The 15722-nt window shown below is 69.9% G+C and carries 17 protein-coding genes and 1 pseudogene; 9 read left to right on the top strand and 9 right to left on the bottom strand.

Translation table 11 applies throughout. From position 1 onward, the window contains the following. Window positions 1-70: 70 nt before the first annotated feature. Window positions 71-2359 carry an ATP-dependent RecD-like DNA helicase gene (locus ACFWPS_RS34125; RefSeq protein ID WP_383712290.1) on the bottom strand — a complete coding sequence of 763 codons (2289 nt, stop codon included), beginning with the start codon at window positions 2357-2359 and terminating at the stop codon, window positions 71-73. Window positions 2360-2605: 246 nt separating this feature from the next. Between ACFWPS_RS34125 and ACFWPS_RS34120 the strand changes: the two genes are divergently transcribed. After that, window positions 2606-3139, top strand: coding sequence for a DUF4232 domain-containing protein (locus ACFWPS_RS34120; protein WP_383712288.1), 534 nt, complete (start codon window positions 2606-2608; stop codon window positions 3137-3139). On the opposite strand, the gene ACFWPS_RS34115 is transcribed toward ACFWPS_RS34120, so the two are convergent. From ACFWPS_RS34115 to ACFWPS_RS34105, 3 genes and pseudogenes are all read right to left on the bottom strand, one after another. After that, complete coding sequence (locus tag ACFWPS_RS34115; protein ID WP_383712330.1) at window positions 3120-3395, bottom strand: DUF397 domain-containing protein; 276 nt, start codon at window positions 3393-3395, stop codon at window positions 3120-3122. The two genes, ACFWPS_RS34120 and ACFWPS_RS34115, sit on opposite strands and share 20 nt — an antisense overlap. Then, window positions 3393-3548 (bottom strand): annotated as a pseudogene (locus ACFWPS_RS34110) (DUF397 domain-containing protein); the annotation flags it as partial. The gene ACFWPS_RS34115 and the pseudogene ACFWPS_RS34110, both read right to left, overlap by 3 nt. Before the next feature lie 8 nt (window positions 3549-3556). Beyond that, window positions 3557-4408, bottom strand: coding sequence for a helix-turn-helix domain-containing protein (locus ACFWPS_RS34105; protein ID WP_383712287.1), 852 nt, complete (start codon window positions 4406-4408; stop codon window positions 3557-3559). A 201-nt stretch (window positions 4409-4609) separates the two neighbouring features. On the opposite strand from ACFWPS_RS34105, the gene ACFWPS_RS34100 reads away from it, so the two are divergent. The 3 genes from ACFWPS_RS34100 (at window position 4610) to ACFWPS_RS34090 (ending at window position 7369) form a co-directional block, all read left to right on the top strand. Beyond that, on the top strand, window positions 4610-5014 hold the full coding sequence (locus tag ACFWPS_RS34100) for an ATP-binding protein (RefSeq protein WP_383712284.1): 405 nt from the start codon (window positions 4610-4612) through the stop codon (window positions 5012-5014). A gap of 125 nt (window positions 5015-5139) precedes the next feature. Continuing rightward, window positions 5140-5994 carry a PhzF family phenazine biosynthesis protein gene (locus ACFWPS_RS34095; protein ID WP_383712281.1) on the top strand — a complete coding sequence of 285 codons (855 nt, stop codon included), beginning with the start codon at window positions 5140-5142 and terminating at the stop codon, window positions 5992-5994. Between the two features lie 166 nt (window positions 5995-6160). Next, window positions 6161-7369: a trans-sulfuration enzyme family protein gene (locus tag ACFWPS_RS34090; protein WP_383712278.1), complete on the top strand. Its 1209-nt coding sequence runs from the start codon at window positions 6161-6163 to the stop codon at window positions 7367-7369. Window positions 7370-7380: 11 nt separating this feature from the next. Here the strand turns inward: ACFWPS_RS34090 and ACFWPS_RS34085 are convergent, their stop codons facing one another. After that, complete coding sequence (locus ACFWPS_RS34085; RefSeq protein ID WP_383712275.1) at window positions 7381-7818, bottom strand: Lrp/AsnC family transcriptional regulator; 438 nt, start codon at window positions 7816-7818, stop codon at window positions 7381-7383. Window positions 7819-8019: 201 nt separating this feature from the next. Between ACFWPS_RS34085 and ACFWPS_RS34080 the strand changes: the two genes are divergently transcribed. Beyond that, window positions 8020-9321: an amidohydrolase family protein gene (locus tag ACFWPS_RS34080; RefSeq protein ID WP_383712273.1), complete on the top strand. Its 1302-nt coding sequence runs from the start codon at window positions 8020-8022 to the stop codon at window positions 9319-9321. 44 nt (window positions 9322-9365) lie between these two features. Here ACFWPS_RS34080 and ACFWPS_RS34075 read toward each other — a convergent pair whose 3' ends face one another. After that, on the bottom strand, window positions 9366-10268 hold the full coding sequence (locus ACFWPS_RS34075) for a LysR family transcriptional regulator (RefSeq protein WP_383712270.1): 903 nt from the start codon (window positions 10266-10268) through the stop codon (window positions 9366-9368). Window positions 10269-10367: 99 nt separating this feature from the next. Here ACFWPS_RS34075 and ACFWPS_RS34070 point away from each other — a divergent pair, with 99 nt between their 5' ends. After that, window positions 10368-10748 (top strand): YybH family protein, encoded by a 381-nt coding sequence (locus tag ACFWPS_RS34070; protein WP_383712267.1) that lies wholly within the window; start codon window positions 10368-10370, stop codon window positions 10746-10748. A gap of 180 nt (window positions 10749-10928) precedes the next feature. On the opposite strand, the gene ACFWPS_RS34065 is transcribed toward ACFWPS_RS34070, so the two are convergent. Beyond that, window positions 10929-11495 carry a hypothetical protein gene (locus ACFWPS_RS34065; protein WP_383712264.1) on the bottom strand — a complete coding sequence of 189 codons (567 nt, stop codon included), beginning with the start codon at window positions 11493-11495 and terminating at the stop codon, window positions 10929-10931. Further along, window positions 11492-12268, bottom strand: a complete 777-nt coding sequence (locus ACFWPS_RS34060) for a hypothetical protein (RefSeq protein WP_383712263.1) — start codon at window positions 12266-12268, stop codon at window positions 11492-11494. Before ACFWPS_RS34060 ends, ACFWPS_RS34065 begins: the two co-directional genes overlap by 4 nt. 380 nt (window positions 12269-12648) lie before the next feature. Between ACFWPS_RS34060 and ACFWPS_RS34055 the strand changes: the two genes are divergently transcribed. From ACFWPS_RS34055 to ACFWPS_RS34045, 3 genes are all read left to right on the top strand, one after another. Continuing rightward, window positions 12649-13542, top strand: a complete 894-nt coding sequence (locus tag ACFWPS_RS34055; protein ID WP_383712260.1) for a CPBP family intramembrane glutamic endopeptidase — start codon at window positions 12649-12651, stop codon at window positions 13540-13542. A gap of 97 nt (window positions 13543-13639) precedes the next feature. Further along, window positions 13640-14422: a VOC family protein gene (locus tag ACFWPS_RS34050; protein ID WP_383712257.1), complete on the top strand. Its 783-nt coding sequence runs from the start codon at window positions 13640-13642 to the stop codon at window positions 14420-14422. Window positions 14423-14554: 132 nt separating this feature from the next. Further along, the gene (locus ACFWPS_RS34045; RefSeq protein WP_383712254.1) at window positions 14555-15448 is read left to right on the top strand and encodes an MBL fold metallo-hydrolase; all 894 of its coding nucleotides are present in this window, start codon (window positions 14555-14557) and stop codon (window positions 15446-15448) included. Between the two features lie 10 nt (window positions 15449-15458). Here ACFWPS_RS34045 and ACFWPS_RS34040 read toward each other — a convergent pair whose 3' ends face one another. Then, window positions 15459-15638 (bottom strand): hypothetical protein, encoded by a 180-nt coding sequence (locus ACFWPS_RS34040; RefSeq protein WP_383712251.1) that lies wholly within the window; start codon window positions 15636-15638, stop codon window positions 15459-15461. Window positions 15639-15722: the final 84 nt, after the last annotated feature.

Raw genomic sequence — 15722 nt, 5'->3', positions numbered from 1 at the left:
GCGGCACTCAGTGCCGCCAACCTGCTCATCCTGCCCCCTTGTTTCCCAATCGGAAAGGGCTCTGTGACCTTCACGACTCATTTGATCGATCATTTTTCCGGAGATCGCCCCGACCGAGCCGGAAGTCCAGTGCCGTACAGCGCCGGCCTGCCGAGACCGTGCGCACCGCCTGGCCGATCGCCTTGCGCGAACCGACGAGGACGACCAGCTTCCGGGCCCGGGTGACCGCCGTGTAGAGCAGGTTCCGCTGGAGCATCATCCACGCTCCGGTGGTGACCGGGATCACCACCGCGGGATATTCACTCCCCTGTGAACGGTGGATGGTCACCGCGTAGGCGTGTGCCAGTTCGTCCAGTTCGTCGAATTCGTACGGCACCTCCTCGTCCTCGTCCGTCACCACGGTGAGGCGCTGGTCGACCGGGTCGAGCGAGGTGACCACGCCCACGGTGCCGTTGAAGACGCCGTTCTCGCCCTTCTCGTAGTTGTTGCGGATCTGGGTGACCTTGTCGCCGACCCGGAACACCCGTCCGCCGAACCGCTTCTCGGGCAGGTCGGGCCGGGCCGGCGTGATGGCCTGCTGCAGCAGGCCGTTGAGCACACCGGCGCCGGCCGGCCCCCGGTGCATCGGCGCCAGCACCTGTACGTCGCGCCGCGGGTCCATCCCGAACTTGGCCGGAATACGCCGGGCGGCGACGTCCACGGCGAGCCGCCCGGCCTCCTCCGTCTCGTCCTCCACGAACAGAAAGAAGTCCTTCATGCCGTCGGTGACGGGCTGCTGACCCGAGTTGATCCGGTGCGCGTTGGTCACCACCCCCGACTGCTGGGCCTGCCGGAAGACCTGGGTGAGCCGGACGGCGGGGACCGGACTGCCGTCGGCGAGCAGGTCCCGGAGCACCTCCCCCGCCCCGACGCTGGGCAGTTGGTCCACATCCCCCACGAAGAGCAGATGCGCACCGGGCGGCACGGCCTTCACCAGCTTGTTGGCGAGGAGGAGATCGAGCATCGACGCCTCGTCGACCACCACCAGGTCGGCATCGAGCGGGCGGTCCCGGTCGTAGGCCGCGTCCCCGCCCGGTTTCAGCTCCAGGAGCCGGTGCACGGTCGACGCCTCCGCCCCGGTCAGCTCGGCGAGCCGCTTGGCGGCCCGGCCGGTGGGGGCGGCGAGCACCACCTTGGCCTTCTTCGCCCGCGCCAGCTCCACGATCGACCTGACGGTGAACGACTTGCCGCAGCCGGGCCCGCCGGTCAGCACCGCGACCTTCTCGGTCAGCGCCAGCCGGACGGCGGCCTCCTGCTCGGGCGCCAGGTCGGCGCCGGTGCGGTCCTTCAGCCAGGCGAGCGCCTTGTCCCAGGCGACGTCCCGGAACGACGGCATCCGGTCGTCACCGGTACGCAGCAGCCGCAACAGCTGTGAGGCGAGGGCGACTTCGGCGCGGTGGAAGGGGACCAGGTAGATGGCGGTGACCGGTTCGGCGTCCGGGGTGGCACCAGGCAGCTTCTCCCGTACGACCCCCGGGTCCTCCCCGTCCTCGGGCGGCGCCGCCAGTTCGGCGAGGCAGTCGATGACGAGCCCGGTGTCGACCTGGAGGAGTTTCACGGCGTCCGCGATGAGCCGTTCCTCCGGGAGGTAGCAGTGCCCCTGGTCGGCGGACTGGGAGAGCGCGTACTGAAGACCGGCCTTCACGCGCTCCGGACTGTCGTGCGGAATCCCCACCGACTGGGCGATCTTGTCGGCGGTCAGGAACCCGATGCCCCACACATCGGCCGCGAGCCGGTACGGCTGGTTCTTCACGACGGAGATCGAGGCGTCGCCGTACTTCTTGTAGATCCGCACGGCGATCGACGTGGACACCTCGACGGTCTGGAGGAAGAGCATGACCTCCTTGATCGCCTTCTGTTCCTCCCAGGCGTCGGCGATCTTCTTCGTCCGCTTCGGCCCGAGCCCCGGCACCTCGATCAGCCGCTTCGGCTCCTCCTCGATGATCCGGAGGGTGTCCACCCCGAAGTGCTGGGTGATCCGGTCGGCGAACACCGGCCCGATGCCCTTGACCAGCCCCGACCCGAGGTAACGCCGTATCCCCTGCACAGTGGCGGGCAGCACGGTCGTGTAGTTCTCGACGGTGAACTGCTTGCCGTACTGGGGATGCGACCCCCAGTGCCCCTCCAACCGCAGCGACTCCCCCACCTGGGCGCCGAGCAACGCACCGACGACCGTGAGGAGATCGCCGGCGCCTCTGCCGGTGTCGACCCGCGCGACCGTGTAGCCGTTCTCCTCGTTGGCATACGTGATGCGTTCGAGTACGCCTTCGACGGTGGCGAGCCGTCGTTCGCCGGTGGGGGTCCCCGTCTGCTGAGCCATGATCCGACGGTACTGGTACGGACTGACAGTCGTCCCCCCCGTCCCAGCCGGGCGTTCCAAGGGTGTGGTGTTTGCGCAGATCAGAGTGGATGCGAGCGTTCCAGCGTCCCGTAATCCCCGGAGGTGTGGCAGCTGGAACGGATCACGCGGCAAGGTTGTGGTCGTCGGACAGCGTGATGCACAACGACCAGTGCCACGCGACTTTCGTATCCGCGACTTTCGTATCCGAGGAGAACCCGAAACACCATGAAGAACAAGCTGATCGCCGTGATCATCGCGACCGTCGCCGCCGGTACCGCCGCTACCGCCATCCCGGCCTCGGCCGCCACGGCGCAGCCGACCCGCTGCCACACCGCCGACCTGAAGGCCGGCTTCGCCACGGGGGGCGACGCGGCGCCGCAGATGAAGCAGACCAGCCACCAGACCCAGGCGTTCGTCTGGTTCACCAACAAGAGCAACCGCACCTGCACCCTGTCCGGCTTCGCCGGTGTCGACATGGTCGGCGCCCAGTCGACCGACGGCACCTGGTCGCTGGCGCGCTCCTCCAAGACGGTCGGGAAGTTCACCCTGAAGAAGGGGGACACGGTGGACTTCAGCATCACCCTGCAGCCGGTGGCCAAGTCCACGCCGAAGAAGCAGAAGTTCGTCCCGGCGAAGTTTGTCGTCACCCCGCCGAACGAGACGAAGTCCTTCACCCTGAAGTGGCCGTTCGGCGGCCAGATCCTCAAGCAGGACGGCGCCACCCACCCCGCCACCTACCTCAACCCGATCGGGAAGTAACCGACCGCAGGAGGCGTCGGCCACGATTCGGTGGCCGACGCCGGCCTTGTCGGGGAGAGGCCGACGGAGAGGTCTTGAGGGCTTCGAGGAAGAGGGTGAAGGCGGGGGCGGGGAAGGTGAGGGTGGCTCGGGTGGGGGCTTTGGAGTCGCGGACGGCGGTGTGGGTGGGGGTGGTGGCTATCTCCACGCATTCGTTGCCGTCGCCGCCGCCGGAGTAGGACGACTTCCGCCAGCCGGCGTTCTTGAGGTTCTCGATGAAGGCCGTGAAGGCTCCGGTGGGAAAGGTGAGGACGGCCCTGGCCGATGCCTTGGTATCGCGGATGGCGACGCGAGTTGGGGTGTTCGCCATCTCCACGCAGTCGTCGCCGTCGCCACCAGCAGAGTAGGAAGACTTCCGCCAGTTATCCATCGAGTTCCTCACAGTTCTTTCGCCACCCTCTGGATAAGGTCACGCGACCGTGCCGGTTCCAGCGCCATGGCTCTCACCTCGCGGAAACGGGCTCGGTATGTGCTCAGTTGATCTTCCGCGTCGGCATAGAGGGCGCCGGTGGGGACGTCACGGATCACGGTGTCGAGTTTGGGCACCCTGCCGCCCGCATAAGCCATCGTGCTGCTGCCCCATGGAAAGCCCTCCAGATCGAAGGGGATGACCGACAGGGTGATGTGATCCGCTTCGGAGAGTTCCAGGATGCGGGTGAGTTGGGTTCGTGCCGTGGCCCGGGTGCCAACCATGATCCGCAGTGCCGCTTCATGGATCACCGCGTCGAGTGGGATGGGTCGGGAGCCTTCAATGATCACACGACGCGCCATACGGTGGCGCACACGCAGCTCAATTTCGTCTGCGGTGAGTTCGGGAATTCTGGTGGAGAATACGGCGCGGGCGTAATCCTCGGTCTGCAGCAGGCCAGGCACGAACAGGATGGCCACGTTCCACTGGAACCGAGAGTGGTGGTCGAGTTCAGCGAGATCCAGGAACGGCATGGGAAGTAAATCCCGGTACTCCTCCCACCAGCCTTTCGCCCGATCAGTGGCCATCGCCACCAAGGCGTCGACGAACTCCTCGTCCCTACACATGTAGTGGACTGCCATGCGACGTAGCCGCTTCTCGCTCACGCCCGTGAGGCCCGATTCGATCTGGCTGATCTGTGCGGAACTCACCCCGAGAAGCGCCGCCGCCTCACGGGCCGTAAGGCCTGCGGCGTCGCGAAGCCTGCGCAGCTCGACCGCCAGACGCATCTGACGTGCCGTCGGCTGCTGCCTCAATGCCATCGCACGCACCTCCAACGCGCTCCTGAGCGCGACTCGTTCGGGGTTAGATTACGCGACCAGCTTGCGAAACATAAAAATCTAGGTCTACCTTCGGTGACGCAACGCTCACGCAGCGGAAGTGCACCGCCCCGCCCTGCCACGGTGGCCGCGGCAACGCCACCCTGCGTGAAACTCCCCCACGACCACCGGAGTCGATGACGCATGCCCGAAGCCTGGGAGTACACGCTCACCATCCCCAACGATCTCCGCGCCGTCACCGTCAGCCGACATACCCTCAGACTGATCCTCACCGCGCACGGGCTGACGCGCTTCCTCGACGTCGCCGAACTGCTCGCCACCGAGTTGGTGTCCAACGCCGTACGGCACACGAAAGGCCCCGCCGCCCTGCGCGTGCGCTGGTCGCCGCCCGGGACGCTGCGGATCGGTGCGTGGGACGCGGACCCCGAACCGCCCGAGCCGCCGGTGCCGTTGGAGCGGCTCGGGGAGGTGGAGGACGGGCGGGGGCTGGCGCTGGTGCGGGCCTGTTCGGATCTGTGGGGCTGGCAGCCCCTGTCGAGGTTCGGCAACCGGGGGAAGTACGTGTGGTGCGAGCTGGCCGCGGCGTAGGTCACGCGACCCGACGAAACAGGACAGACCGCGGCCCGAGCCAGTCCACTTTGTTGTGACTGGCCATGTCCCGACCGCCCGGGCGCCCGTTGTGATGGAGCTGATTCCGTCACCGAGAGGCCGTGATGACCATGCCGCCGCGCACCCGTTCCTTCGTCCAGGTCGACGTGTTCTCCACGAGTCCCTATCAGGGCAACCCGGTCGCGGTCGTCCTCGATGGGACTGACCTCACGGATGAGGAGATGCAGCGTGTGGCGCGGTGGACGAACCTGTCCGAGACCACGTTCGTGGTGGCTCCCACCGTCGCGGAGGCGGACTACCGGCTGCGGATCCTCACGCCCGACGGTGAGCTGCCGTTCGCCGGGCATCCCACCCTCGGCTCCGCGTACGCCTGGCTGGACGGCGGCGGTGTGCCGCGGCAGGCCGACCGGATCGTGCAGGAGTGCGGCGCCGGCCTGGTCACCGTACGTCGCGGTGCCGACGGCATGCTGTCCTTCGCCGCGCCGCCCCTGGTGCGCGACGGTGCGCTCGACGACGCGTACCTGGAGCGGATCGTGGCCGCGTTCGGCATCGGACGTGACCGGGTCCTGGCCCACCAGTGGGTCGACAACGGGCCGGGCTGGGCCGTGCTCCGGCTGGCCACGGCCGAGGAGGTGCTCGCCCTCGAACCCGACCTCGCCCTCATCCCGGACGCGATGGTCGGCGCGATCGGGGCCTACCCCGACGGCTCCCCGTACGACTTCGAGATGCGGACCTTCGCTCCTCGCTGCGGAGTGCCCGAGGACCCCGCCTGCGGCAGCATGAACGCCGGCGTCGGGCAGTGGCTCACCGGCACCGGCGCGGCCCCCTCCGCGTACCGGGTCTCCCAGGGTGCGCGGGTGGGACGGGCCGCGGCCATCGAGGTCTCCGCCGACGCGGACGGCACCGTCTGGGTGAGCGGCGCCACGACCGTCTGCATCCGCGGCACCATCGTCGTGTGAGCATCGTCGGGTGAGCACAGAATTGCGCGAATCGATCCCCTAGCACAATTCAGCACCCCAATAACCGCGCAACATGCTGCCAACATTGCATGGATCGGCTCACTTCCGGGTTTCCGTCGGTCACGCTTGACGACGTCACACCGACGGACCGCGGAAGGGCACGCACATGCCGGGCAGCAGCACAGTCACCGTCCACGCCGATCGCGAGGTCCTCCCCAACCGCGCCGTGGCACCGCCCATCTACCAGACGGCGGCCTTCTCGGCCCCGGACGGCGAGACGTTCGCGCGGGGCGCCGTCGAACCGCGGGGCAAGGACTTCTACACCCGCTTCGGCAACCCGAACCACGCCCAGGTCGCGGCCGTCGTCGCGGAGCTGGAGGGCACTGAGGCGGCCATGGTCACCGCGTCCGGGATGGCCGCGCTGACCACCGCCGTACTGGCCCTGGTGTCCGCCGGTGACCACGTGATCGGGCAGCGGTCCACCTACGGCGGTACGGCGTCGGTGCTGCTGAACCTGCTGCCCCGGTTCGGCGTGGCGACCACTCTGGTCGACCAGACCGACCCCGAGGCGTTCGCGAAGGCGCTCACCCCGCAGACCCGCCTGATCCTGGTGGAGACCCCGAGCAACCCGCTGCTCCAGATCACCGACCTGCGCGCCGTATCGGACCTGGCCCGCGCGCACGGCGTACCGACCATGGCCGACAACACCTTCGCCACCCCGCTGAACCAGCGCCCGGCGGACTTCGGCATCGACCTGGTCTGGCACAGCGCGACCAAGTACCTCAACGGCCACACCGACGTGTCCGCCGGGGTGCTGGCCGGCCCGGCGGAACTCCTGGACAAGGTCTGGGACACCGGTCTGCTCACCGGTGCCGTGCTCGGGCCGTTCGACGCGTGGCTGCTGCTGCGCGGTATGCGCACCCTGCCGCTGCGCATGCCCCGGCACAACGCCAACGGCCAGGCGCTCGCGGAGGCCCTGCACGCCCACCCCGCGGTGAGCCGGGTGCACTATCCCGGCCTGGCCTCCCACCCGCAGCACAGGCTGGCCGCCGAGCAGATGAGCGGGTTCGGCGGAGTGCTCGGCGTCGAGTTCACCGACGGCTACGAGGCGGCCGACGCGTTCCTCGGCCGGCTGCGCTACGCCCGCCGGTCGGCCAGCCTCGGCGGCGTGGAGTCGCTGGCCGTGCACCCGGCGTCCATGTGGCGGGGCATGCTCGACGACGAGCAGATCGCCGCGTCGGTTCCGCCGGGGCTGGTCCGGCTGGCGGCGGGCACGGAGGACACGGCCGACCTGGTCGCCGACGTGGTCGCGGCGGCCGACGCGGTGGGCGCCGCGGTGGGCGCGGCGGTGGGCGCCGCGACCGTGGGTGACTGAACGGCCCGTACTCAGGGGGCGGAGAGCGTCTTCATCGTGACGTAGCTGCTGACGGTGGCGACGCCGGGCAGGTCGGCCAGCCGGTTGGCGTGGAAGTCCTCGTAGGCCGGCAGGTCGGCGACCTCGACCTGGAGCAGGTAGTCGTAGTTACCGGTGACGTGGTGGACGTGGACCACCTCGGGCAGCTGGACGACCGCGCGTTCGAAGGCGGCCACGTCGCCGCGGTTGTGCCGCATCAGACGGACGCCCGCGAAGACGCGCAGGCTGCGGCCGACGGCCGCAGGGTCGATCTCCGCCCGGTAGCCGCGGATCACCCCGGTCTCCTCAAGGCGGTGCACGCGCCGCAGGCACGGTGACGGCGACAGACCGACCCGCGCGGCGAGCTCGGCGTTGCTGATCCGCCCGTGCTTCTCGAGCACGGCGAGGATCGACCGATCCACATCATCCATGGGGGCAGATTATTGCCCGCCCGTCTCCCCTACCACCATCCGATGCCCCGCTGCGGCGCAATTTCCTGCCGACGTTGCCAGGATCCGCTTACATCGACGCGCCGCCCGGGAAGACTTGTCCGCGTCATCAATACGGACAAACAGCCACTTTTCACAAAGTCTTCCGCAGAGTTTCGCAGAATTTCGTAGAGGAGTTTTCTGATGAGGATCCTGCTTGCCGGCGGCACCGTGGTCAGCATGGACCCGGCCGTCGGCGATCTCGAACGCGGTGACGTGCTGATCGAGGACGGTGTGATCGTCGAGGTGGCCGAGGCGATCGACGCCCCGGACGCCGAGGTGATCGACGCGACCGACCGGATCGTCATGCCCGGCTTCGTCGACACCCACCGGCACACCTGGCAGACCGCGTTCCGCGGCATCGGCGCGGACTGGACGTTCCCCGAGTGGGCACAGGCGATGCACCGCACGCTGAAGCCCCGGTACCGGCCCGAGGACGTCTACGCGGGCACCCTGCTCGGCCGTCTTGAGGCCCTGCACTCCGGGGTGACCACGATGCTGGACTGGTTCCACTGCGCGCAGAGCCCGGAGCACGCGGACGCCGCCGTCGCGGCGCTGCGGGACGTGCCGGGACGGTCCGTCTTCTGCCACGGCGCGGGCTGGGGCACCGCCACTTCGATCGAGGCCGAGATCCGCCGCGTACGGTCCGTACTCTCCGCCGACGACGGCCTGCTCACCATGTCGTTCGGGCTGCGCGGCGCGGAGGACACCTCCTTCGAGACCGTCGCCGACGAGCTGAAGCTGGCGGCCGAGCTGAACCTGCGGAGCAGCCTGCACGTCGAGTCCGAAGGGATCCGGCGCCCGGTCGCCGACCTGCACGAGCACGGCCTGCTGCGGGACACCACGACGTTCGTGCATGCCAACGGACTCGGCGACGACGAGCTGCGGATGCTCGCGGACGCCGGCGCCTCGGTGTCCATCAGCCCGGACGTCGAGCTGAAGATGGGGTTCGGCTGGCCGATGACCGGCCGGATGCTGGCCGCCGGCCTGCGCCCGACCCTCTCCGTCGACGACGTCCCGTCGGTCGGCGGCGACATGTTCTCCACCATGCGCACCACCTACGTGGTGCAGCGCGGTCTGGACGGCGGCCTCGACTCCCGTGACCTGCTGGAGTTCGCCACCGTCGACGGCGCCCACGCCCTGGGCCTCGCCGCCCGCACGGGCAGCCTCACGCCCAACAAGGACGCCGACGTGATCCTGCTGCGCACCGACGACCTCACCGTCTTCCCGGTCACCGACCCCGCCGGCACGATCGTCGCCGCCGGTCACCCCGGCCTGGTCGACACGGTCCTCGTCGCGGGCCGCGTCGTGAAGCGGGACGGCGTACTGGTCGACGTGGACCTGCGGGCGCTGCGGACCCGCCTGCTGGAGTCCCGCGACCGGGTCGCGGCGGCCGCCGGCGTCCCGCTGGACGGCACCTGGCGCCCGCAGCCGAAGACGGCGTGACCGCTCCGCACCGCTCAACCCATCTCAGCTCGACTCAACTCGTCTCAGGAAGAGGGAGGGGCGGAGCGGGAGCCGGTGAACGCCTGCCGGCTGTGCAGGAGCAGTTCGCGCACCGCCGGGTTGTGCGCGCTCTTCCAGATCAGGGCCAGCAGTGCCGGTGTCCCGACGTCGTCGATGGTGCGGGCGACGAGCCGGTCACGGTGGTTCGCGGCCATCGACTCGCTGAGGACGGCGACGCCGAGCCCGCGGGCGGCGAGACCGGCGACGGCGTCCGGGGCACTGGCCTGCAGCGCGATCACGGGCTGGAGCTCCTGCGCGGCGCAGGCCCGGTCGAACACCGCGCGCAGGCCGGTGCCGGCCGGCATGCACACGATCGGGTGGCTCATCAGGTCACGCAGGATGACCCGTCGCCGTTCCGCCAGGGGGTGCCCGTCCGGGACCGCCACGACGAGCCGTTCGCTGACGATGGTCAGCGCGTCCAGCCCGTCGGGAACGGCGGCCGCGACCCCGACCAGTGCCAGGTCGACGGCGCCACTGCGCACGCCTTCGACGAGCCGGTCGGAGCCGTCCTCCAGGAGCAGGATCTCCACACCGGGGTGCGCCTCGTGGAACGCGGCGAGGGCGTCGAACAGCGGGGTGAGGGTGCAGCCGACGACCATTCCGACGGTGAGCCGGCCCCGGACCAGTCCGGTCACGTCACCCACCGCCCGGCCGACCGCCCCGGCCGCGGCGAGTGCGGCCCGGGCGTGTTCGAGTGCGACCCTTCCCGCGACGGTGAGGGTGACCGTGCGGGCAGACCGGTCGAACAGCTCGGCACCGAGTTCCCGTTCGAGCTGGCGGATCTGGGCGCTGACACCGGACTGGCTGATGTGCACCCGCTCGGCCGCACGGGTGAAGTTCTGCTCTTCCGCGACTGCGACGAAGTACTCCAGCTGCCTCAAATCCATGACCACCAATTCTAGTTGGCAGAAGATCTATCTGTTGGACTTCTGACTGGTCGCCAACCAGGCTGACGGACAACGGAGTCAGAGCTCAGGAGGTACCCCGTGCCGGAGTACGAGAAGGCCATGCGGCCCGAGGACATCACCCGCCTGTTCGTCGAGCGGTCCAACGCCGGTGACGCGGCCGGGGTCGCGGCGCTCTACGAGGAGGATGCGGTGCTGGCCTTCCCGCCGGGCGAGCTGACGGTGGGGCGGGAGGCGATCCGCGCGCTGTGGGAGGAGGTGCTGGCGGGCGGCCCCCGCTTCGAGCCGGAACAACCGCTGCCGACGTTGGTCAGCGGCGACATCGCCCTCACCTCGACCCCGCCGAAGGACGGCACCGGCGCACGGGCCCAGGTCGTCAGGCGCCAGCCCGACGGAAGCTGGCTGCGCCTGCTCGACCAGCCCGAGTTCGTACGCGCGCCAGCCGCCGCACCGGGCGAATGAACGTACCCTTGTCGCCCGTGCAGGTGTTGCGGGTGGCGTCGGCGGCCGGCACGGCACACAGTTGCCAGGCGGGGTCGGGAGCGATGTCCAGGTTGAGCTGGGCCCGTGTGCATCGCTCGCCGGGTACGAAACGTAGCCGCTGCCGGGATGCTCGTCATGAAGCGACGGGGCATGGGCGGTTCAGCATTTCTTCTTCTTCGTCTCCACGGTCAGGCCCATCACGTTGTGCCATACGTAGGTGGAGTCGCCTACGTGATAGCGGACCAGGATCCCGGCCATGCGCACCCCGGAGGCGGCGCTGACCTGGAGATGCAGGACCAGGTTGTTCGCGACTTTCGCGTTGTCCGATTGGGGGGCGATGGTCGCTCCCACGGCCTTGCGGCGGTGGGCCCAGTCGATGCCGGGTTGGTCGATTGCCTCTGGATCGGGTGGCCAACCGTGGCCGTAACCGATGAAGGCCGTCGAGTTGGACACGATGACCGACTCGACCAGTCGTAGACCGCTCGCCTCCTTCAGCGTGATCTTGTCGACTACGACCGCCTTGCTGCCGTAGTTGTGCAGCTCGTCCCCGCCGAAGGCGATGCTGCCGCCCGTCTTCGCCGGAATGCACACCTCGCCTGATCCGGCGTCGGCATAGCCGGGTCCGTTCAACGGTCCGTCCGTGGAATCCTGTTGATGGACCAAGGAGCAGCCTGTCACCAGCGCCGCGAGCAGGATGAGAGCCGGCAGCGACCGCTTTACGTTCATCGGGTGTGTCCGCTTTTCGTGGTGGTGGCGACGAAGTTGTACGGATGGCTGCCGCCCGGCGCTCCGCCGGTGCCGCAGAAGTAGCGGTTGGCGTTGAAGATGTAATCCACCGTCGCGTCGCTGGAGTAACCGGTCTCGGCCGACGAGTCGATGCCGATCACATCGGCGAGACTGGCGCCGTCGGTCCAGGTGATGGCGCGGGGGGTAGTCGGGGTGAACTCGGTGTCTTTTTGGCAGTAGGCGCAGTGCTTGGCGGTGGGGATGTAGGCCGTACTCGTCTTCGCGCCGCCGTAGTAGCCCCTGGCGCGCACCTCGTAGTGGTGGGTGACCGGAGATCCCCGGCCGGGGCTCTGAGCCAGCGAGGTCCCGTCGTCCGCCACCTTGGCGAAGGGGCCCGCCCCGCCGTCGGAGAGGTTCAGGTCCGCCACCGTCGCGCCGGGTGTGACCGCGGCTCCCGTGTCGGCGAGTGTCGTGTCGACGGGCGTCCAGGAACCGCCCTGACGGACCCGGATCGGCTCCTGGAAGACCTCGGTGGTCAGTGTGCCGTGCGGGTCGGCCCACGTGGTCGAGCCCTCGGTGCGCTTGCTGGTGATCCCGACCCGTTTGCCCTGCTCTTCGGCCTGCGCTCGGGCCAAGGCCGTGTCCGAGGCACCCGGCGAGTCCGTGGCACCGCTGGACGAGTCGTTCGGGTCCGCGGCGGCGACCACCGAACCGCCTGGGACAAGCAGGGCGAGTGGGCAGACGAGCGCGGCCGTCCGTGCGGCCAACCGCATGGTTCTGGAGCATGACAAATAACGCGTGGTACGCATCGAATCCCCCGCTGCCATATCCACCGTGACGGCCGCAAGTGAAGTGGGCACATCAACGCTTGAGCAACACCAAATCCCCACACCCTCAACAAAGTTGACCGCCTTTTTGCATGGGCACCGGATCCGTCGAGTACGTGATCCGTGCGCCGTTCGGCACGGCGGGCGGGCGGGCGGGCCGAGCGGAACTCCGGGACTGCACGGGGTCGGCGGCGCCACCGGCGAGGGCGCCCCGGTACAGCCTGCTGTACCGGCAGTCGGGGCGCACGCGGCAATGATCGCGGGGCTCGGTGTTGGTGTGCTGGTGGCATCGCAGGCACACCTCCGAACGCCCCGAAGGGACCCCGGTGACCGTCACCACCAGCCCCCCGCAGCCGCAGGCCGCCACATCCCTGCGGGCCCGTGTCCACCGCCGCCCGCTGACCTGGTTCTTCGCCCTGGCCATGAGCATGAGCTGGCTGGCCTGGACGCCGTACATCCTGTCCGGGAACGGGCTGGGGGTGTGGCACTGGGCCTTCCCCGGCGGCGCGGCCGGGAGTCAGCTGCTCGGGGTGCTGCCCGGCGCCTACCTCGGGCCCATCGGGTCGGCGCTGTTCGTCACCGGGATGACGGAGGGGCGCGCCGGGCTGCGGGAGTGGCGGGGGCGGATGACCAGGCTCAAGGTGCGGTGGCGGTGGTTCCTGGTGGTCGCGGTCTCCGTGCCCGCCGCGCTGACCCTCGCCTCGGCCGCGCTGACCGGCCAGGACCCCGCGCTGCCGCCGGCGGCCGTACTCGCCGCGTACCTACCGGGCCTGGTCGTCCAGATGGTCACCACCGGCCTCGCGGAGGAGCCGGGCTGGCGCGAGTTCGCGATGCCGCGGATGCAGCGGCGGTACGGTCCGCTGGTCGCCACCCTCGTCGTCGGGCTGCTGTGGGGTGCCTGGCACCTGCCGCTGTTCCTCACCGAATGGGGCGGCGGACCCGGCGTGAGCCCGGTGCGGCCACTGGAGTTCATGGTCACCACGCTCGCCTTCAGCTACGTGATGACCTGGGTCTTCAACCGCTCCGGCGAGAGCATGCCGCTGGTCATGCTGCTGCACACCAGCGTCAACAACTACTTCTCCGTGGCCTGGGCGGACCTGTTCCCGCACGGCACGGTCGAGAACACCACCCGTGCCTTCCTGTTCGCCTCGGTACTGGCGGCGGCCGTCGTCCTGGCGGTGACCCGGGGGCGGCTGGGGCTGGCGGCCACTTCCGGGTGAGCCGAGCGTAAAACTCCGGCCGTTCCGGTGGCGGGAACCCGCCGGTACGGTGAAGGTGGGCGGCGGGGAACTTCTTCGCGCGCAGGGAGAAATGCACATGCCCGAGATCACCACTCCGTACCCGACCGGCACCCCGTGCTGGGTCGATCTGATGGCGCAGGACCAGCAGGCGGCGCTGGACTTCTACCGTGACCTGTTCGGCTGGCAGGGCGAGGTCGGCGGGGCCGACTTCGGCGGGTACGCGGTCTGCACGCTGCAGGGCAAGCCGGTGGCCGGCATCGGCTCCGCCATGGCACCCGAGGGGCAGCCGGAGCCGCCGACGGTGTGGACCACCTACCTGGCCAGCACCGACGCGCAGGCCACCCAGGACACGATCGTCTCGGCGGGCGGCACGCTGATCGCCCCGGTGATGGACGTCGGCGACATCGGCCGGATGCTGATCGCCGCCGACCCGCAGGGCGCGGTGTTCGGGGTGTGGCAGCCGGGCGAGTTCCACGGCGCCGGGATCGTCAACGAGCCGGGCGCACTGATCTGGAACGAGCTGAACACCACCGACGTACCCGCCGCCACCGGCTTCTACGGCGAGGCCTTCGGGATCGAGATCCAGCCGATGGAGGGCGCCGGCGGGAACTACTGGTCGCTGAACGTCGGCGACCGCGGCGTCGGCGGCGCCGCCCGGCTCGGCGACGACCGCCCCGGCGTCCCGCCGCACTGGCTCACCTACTTCGCGGTCGACGACGTCGACTCCACCGTGGACGCCCTGGTCAAGCGCAACGGCACGGTGATCGCACCGCCGTTCGAGATGATGGCCGGCCGGATGTCCGTGGTCGCCGACCCGCAGGGCGCGACCTTCGCGGTGTTCAAGCCGAAAGAGATGTGAGGAGCGGGCGGCAGAGCAGCGACAGAGCAGCCCCTCGCCGTAACCACCAGGTCCTGACCCCCTTCCGCTTTCCGTACGGCCCGGGATACCCCTGAGGCGACCGGCAGTACGGGAACGGAGGGGGACGGGGTCATGGGAACCGAACAGGCCGGGCACGGCTGGCGGGTGGACGGGCGCTGTGCGAACTGCGATGCCGCTCGGCAGCTCGCCCCGGGGCTCATCGGGGAGGTGGCGGGACGCTCGGCCGTACTGCGGCAGCCGCGCGACGCGGCGGAGGCGGAGCGGTTACACGCGGCGGCGCACGCCTGCCCCACCCGCTCCGTCCGTCCCCCGGGCGGGCGGCTGGACCCGGCACGGGATCCGTTCCCGATGGCCCTGGACGACACCGGCACCGTGCATCTGTGCGGGCACAACTCCCCGCACACCGCCGGCGCCAACTCCTACCTCCTGCGCCGCCCCGACGGCACGTCGATGATGATCGACACCCCGCGCTGGAGCCCGGCGCTCGCCGCCCGCCACGAGGCGCCGGGGCCCGTCACCGACGTACTCCTCACCCACCGCGACCACGCCGCGCACGGCCGCCGGTACGCCGACCGCTTCGGCGCCCGGCTCTGGATCCACGAGGGCGATCTCGACGCCGCCCCGGACGCCGACCGGGTGCTGCGCGGCACCGAACCGGCCGAGATCGCCGAGGGGGTGCTCGCCCTGCCCTTCCCCGGGCACACCCGGGGCAGCGTGCTCTACCTGGCCGACGAGCGGTACTGCTTCAGCGGCGACAGCTTCTACTGGTCGCGTACGACGGCGGACATCGAGGTGGTCGACAGCATCACCTGGTACTCCGTCCACGAACTGGCCGCCTCGCTGACCCGGGCCGCCGACCGGCTGCGCTTCGAGTGGCTGCTGCCCGGGCACGGCGACCGCCGCCGCCTGCCCCCGGACGACATGACCGCCCGAATCCGGCGACTGGCATCCCGCACCCGCGCCCTCCGGCCCCGCCCGATCGACTTCACGGCGGTGCGGTGGTGACGCCCGGGCCTCAGCCGACGGCCCGCCTGCGGCGCACCAGCCCGCGAACGTAGGCCGACAGGAAGAGCAGGTACCCGGCGCCCACCGCGACCGTCCAGGCGGTGGAGAGTCCGCCGCCCACGATCACGGCCACTTCCAGTACGGCGACGAACAGCAGCAGCGCGCCGTCGCGTATCTCCGTTCGGGTCATGTCCGGAATTCCACAGGTCAGGCCGTGCGTGGGCCAGTCCCCTCCGGTCCCCCCTTCGGTCACGATTGGATTTCGGCCGCCTCC

Origin of the sequence: Streptomyces sp. NPDC058457, from assembly GCF_042720695.1 — a bacterium.
Lineage (GTDB): Bacteria > Actinomycetota > Actinomycetes > Streptomycetales > Streptomycetaceae > Streptomyces.
The sequence above is the reverse complement of the archived record's forward strand: the minus strand, read 5'-3'. Positions and strand labels throughout refer to the sequence as shown.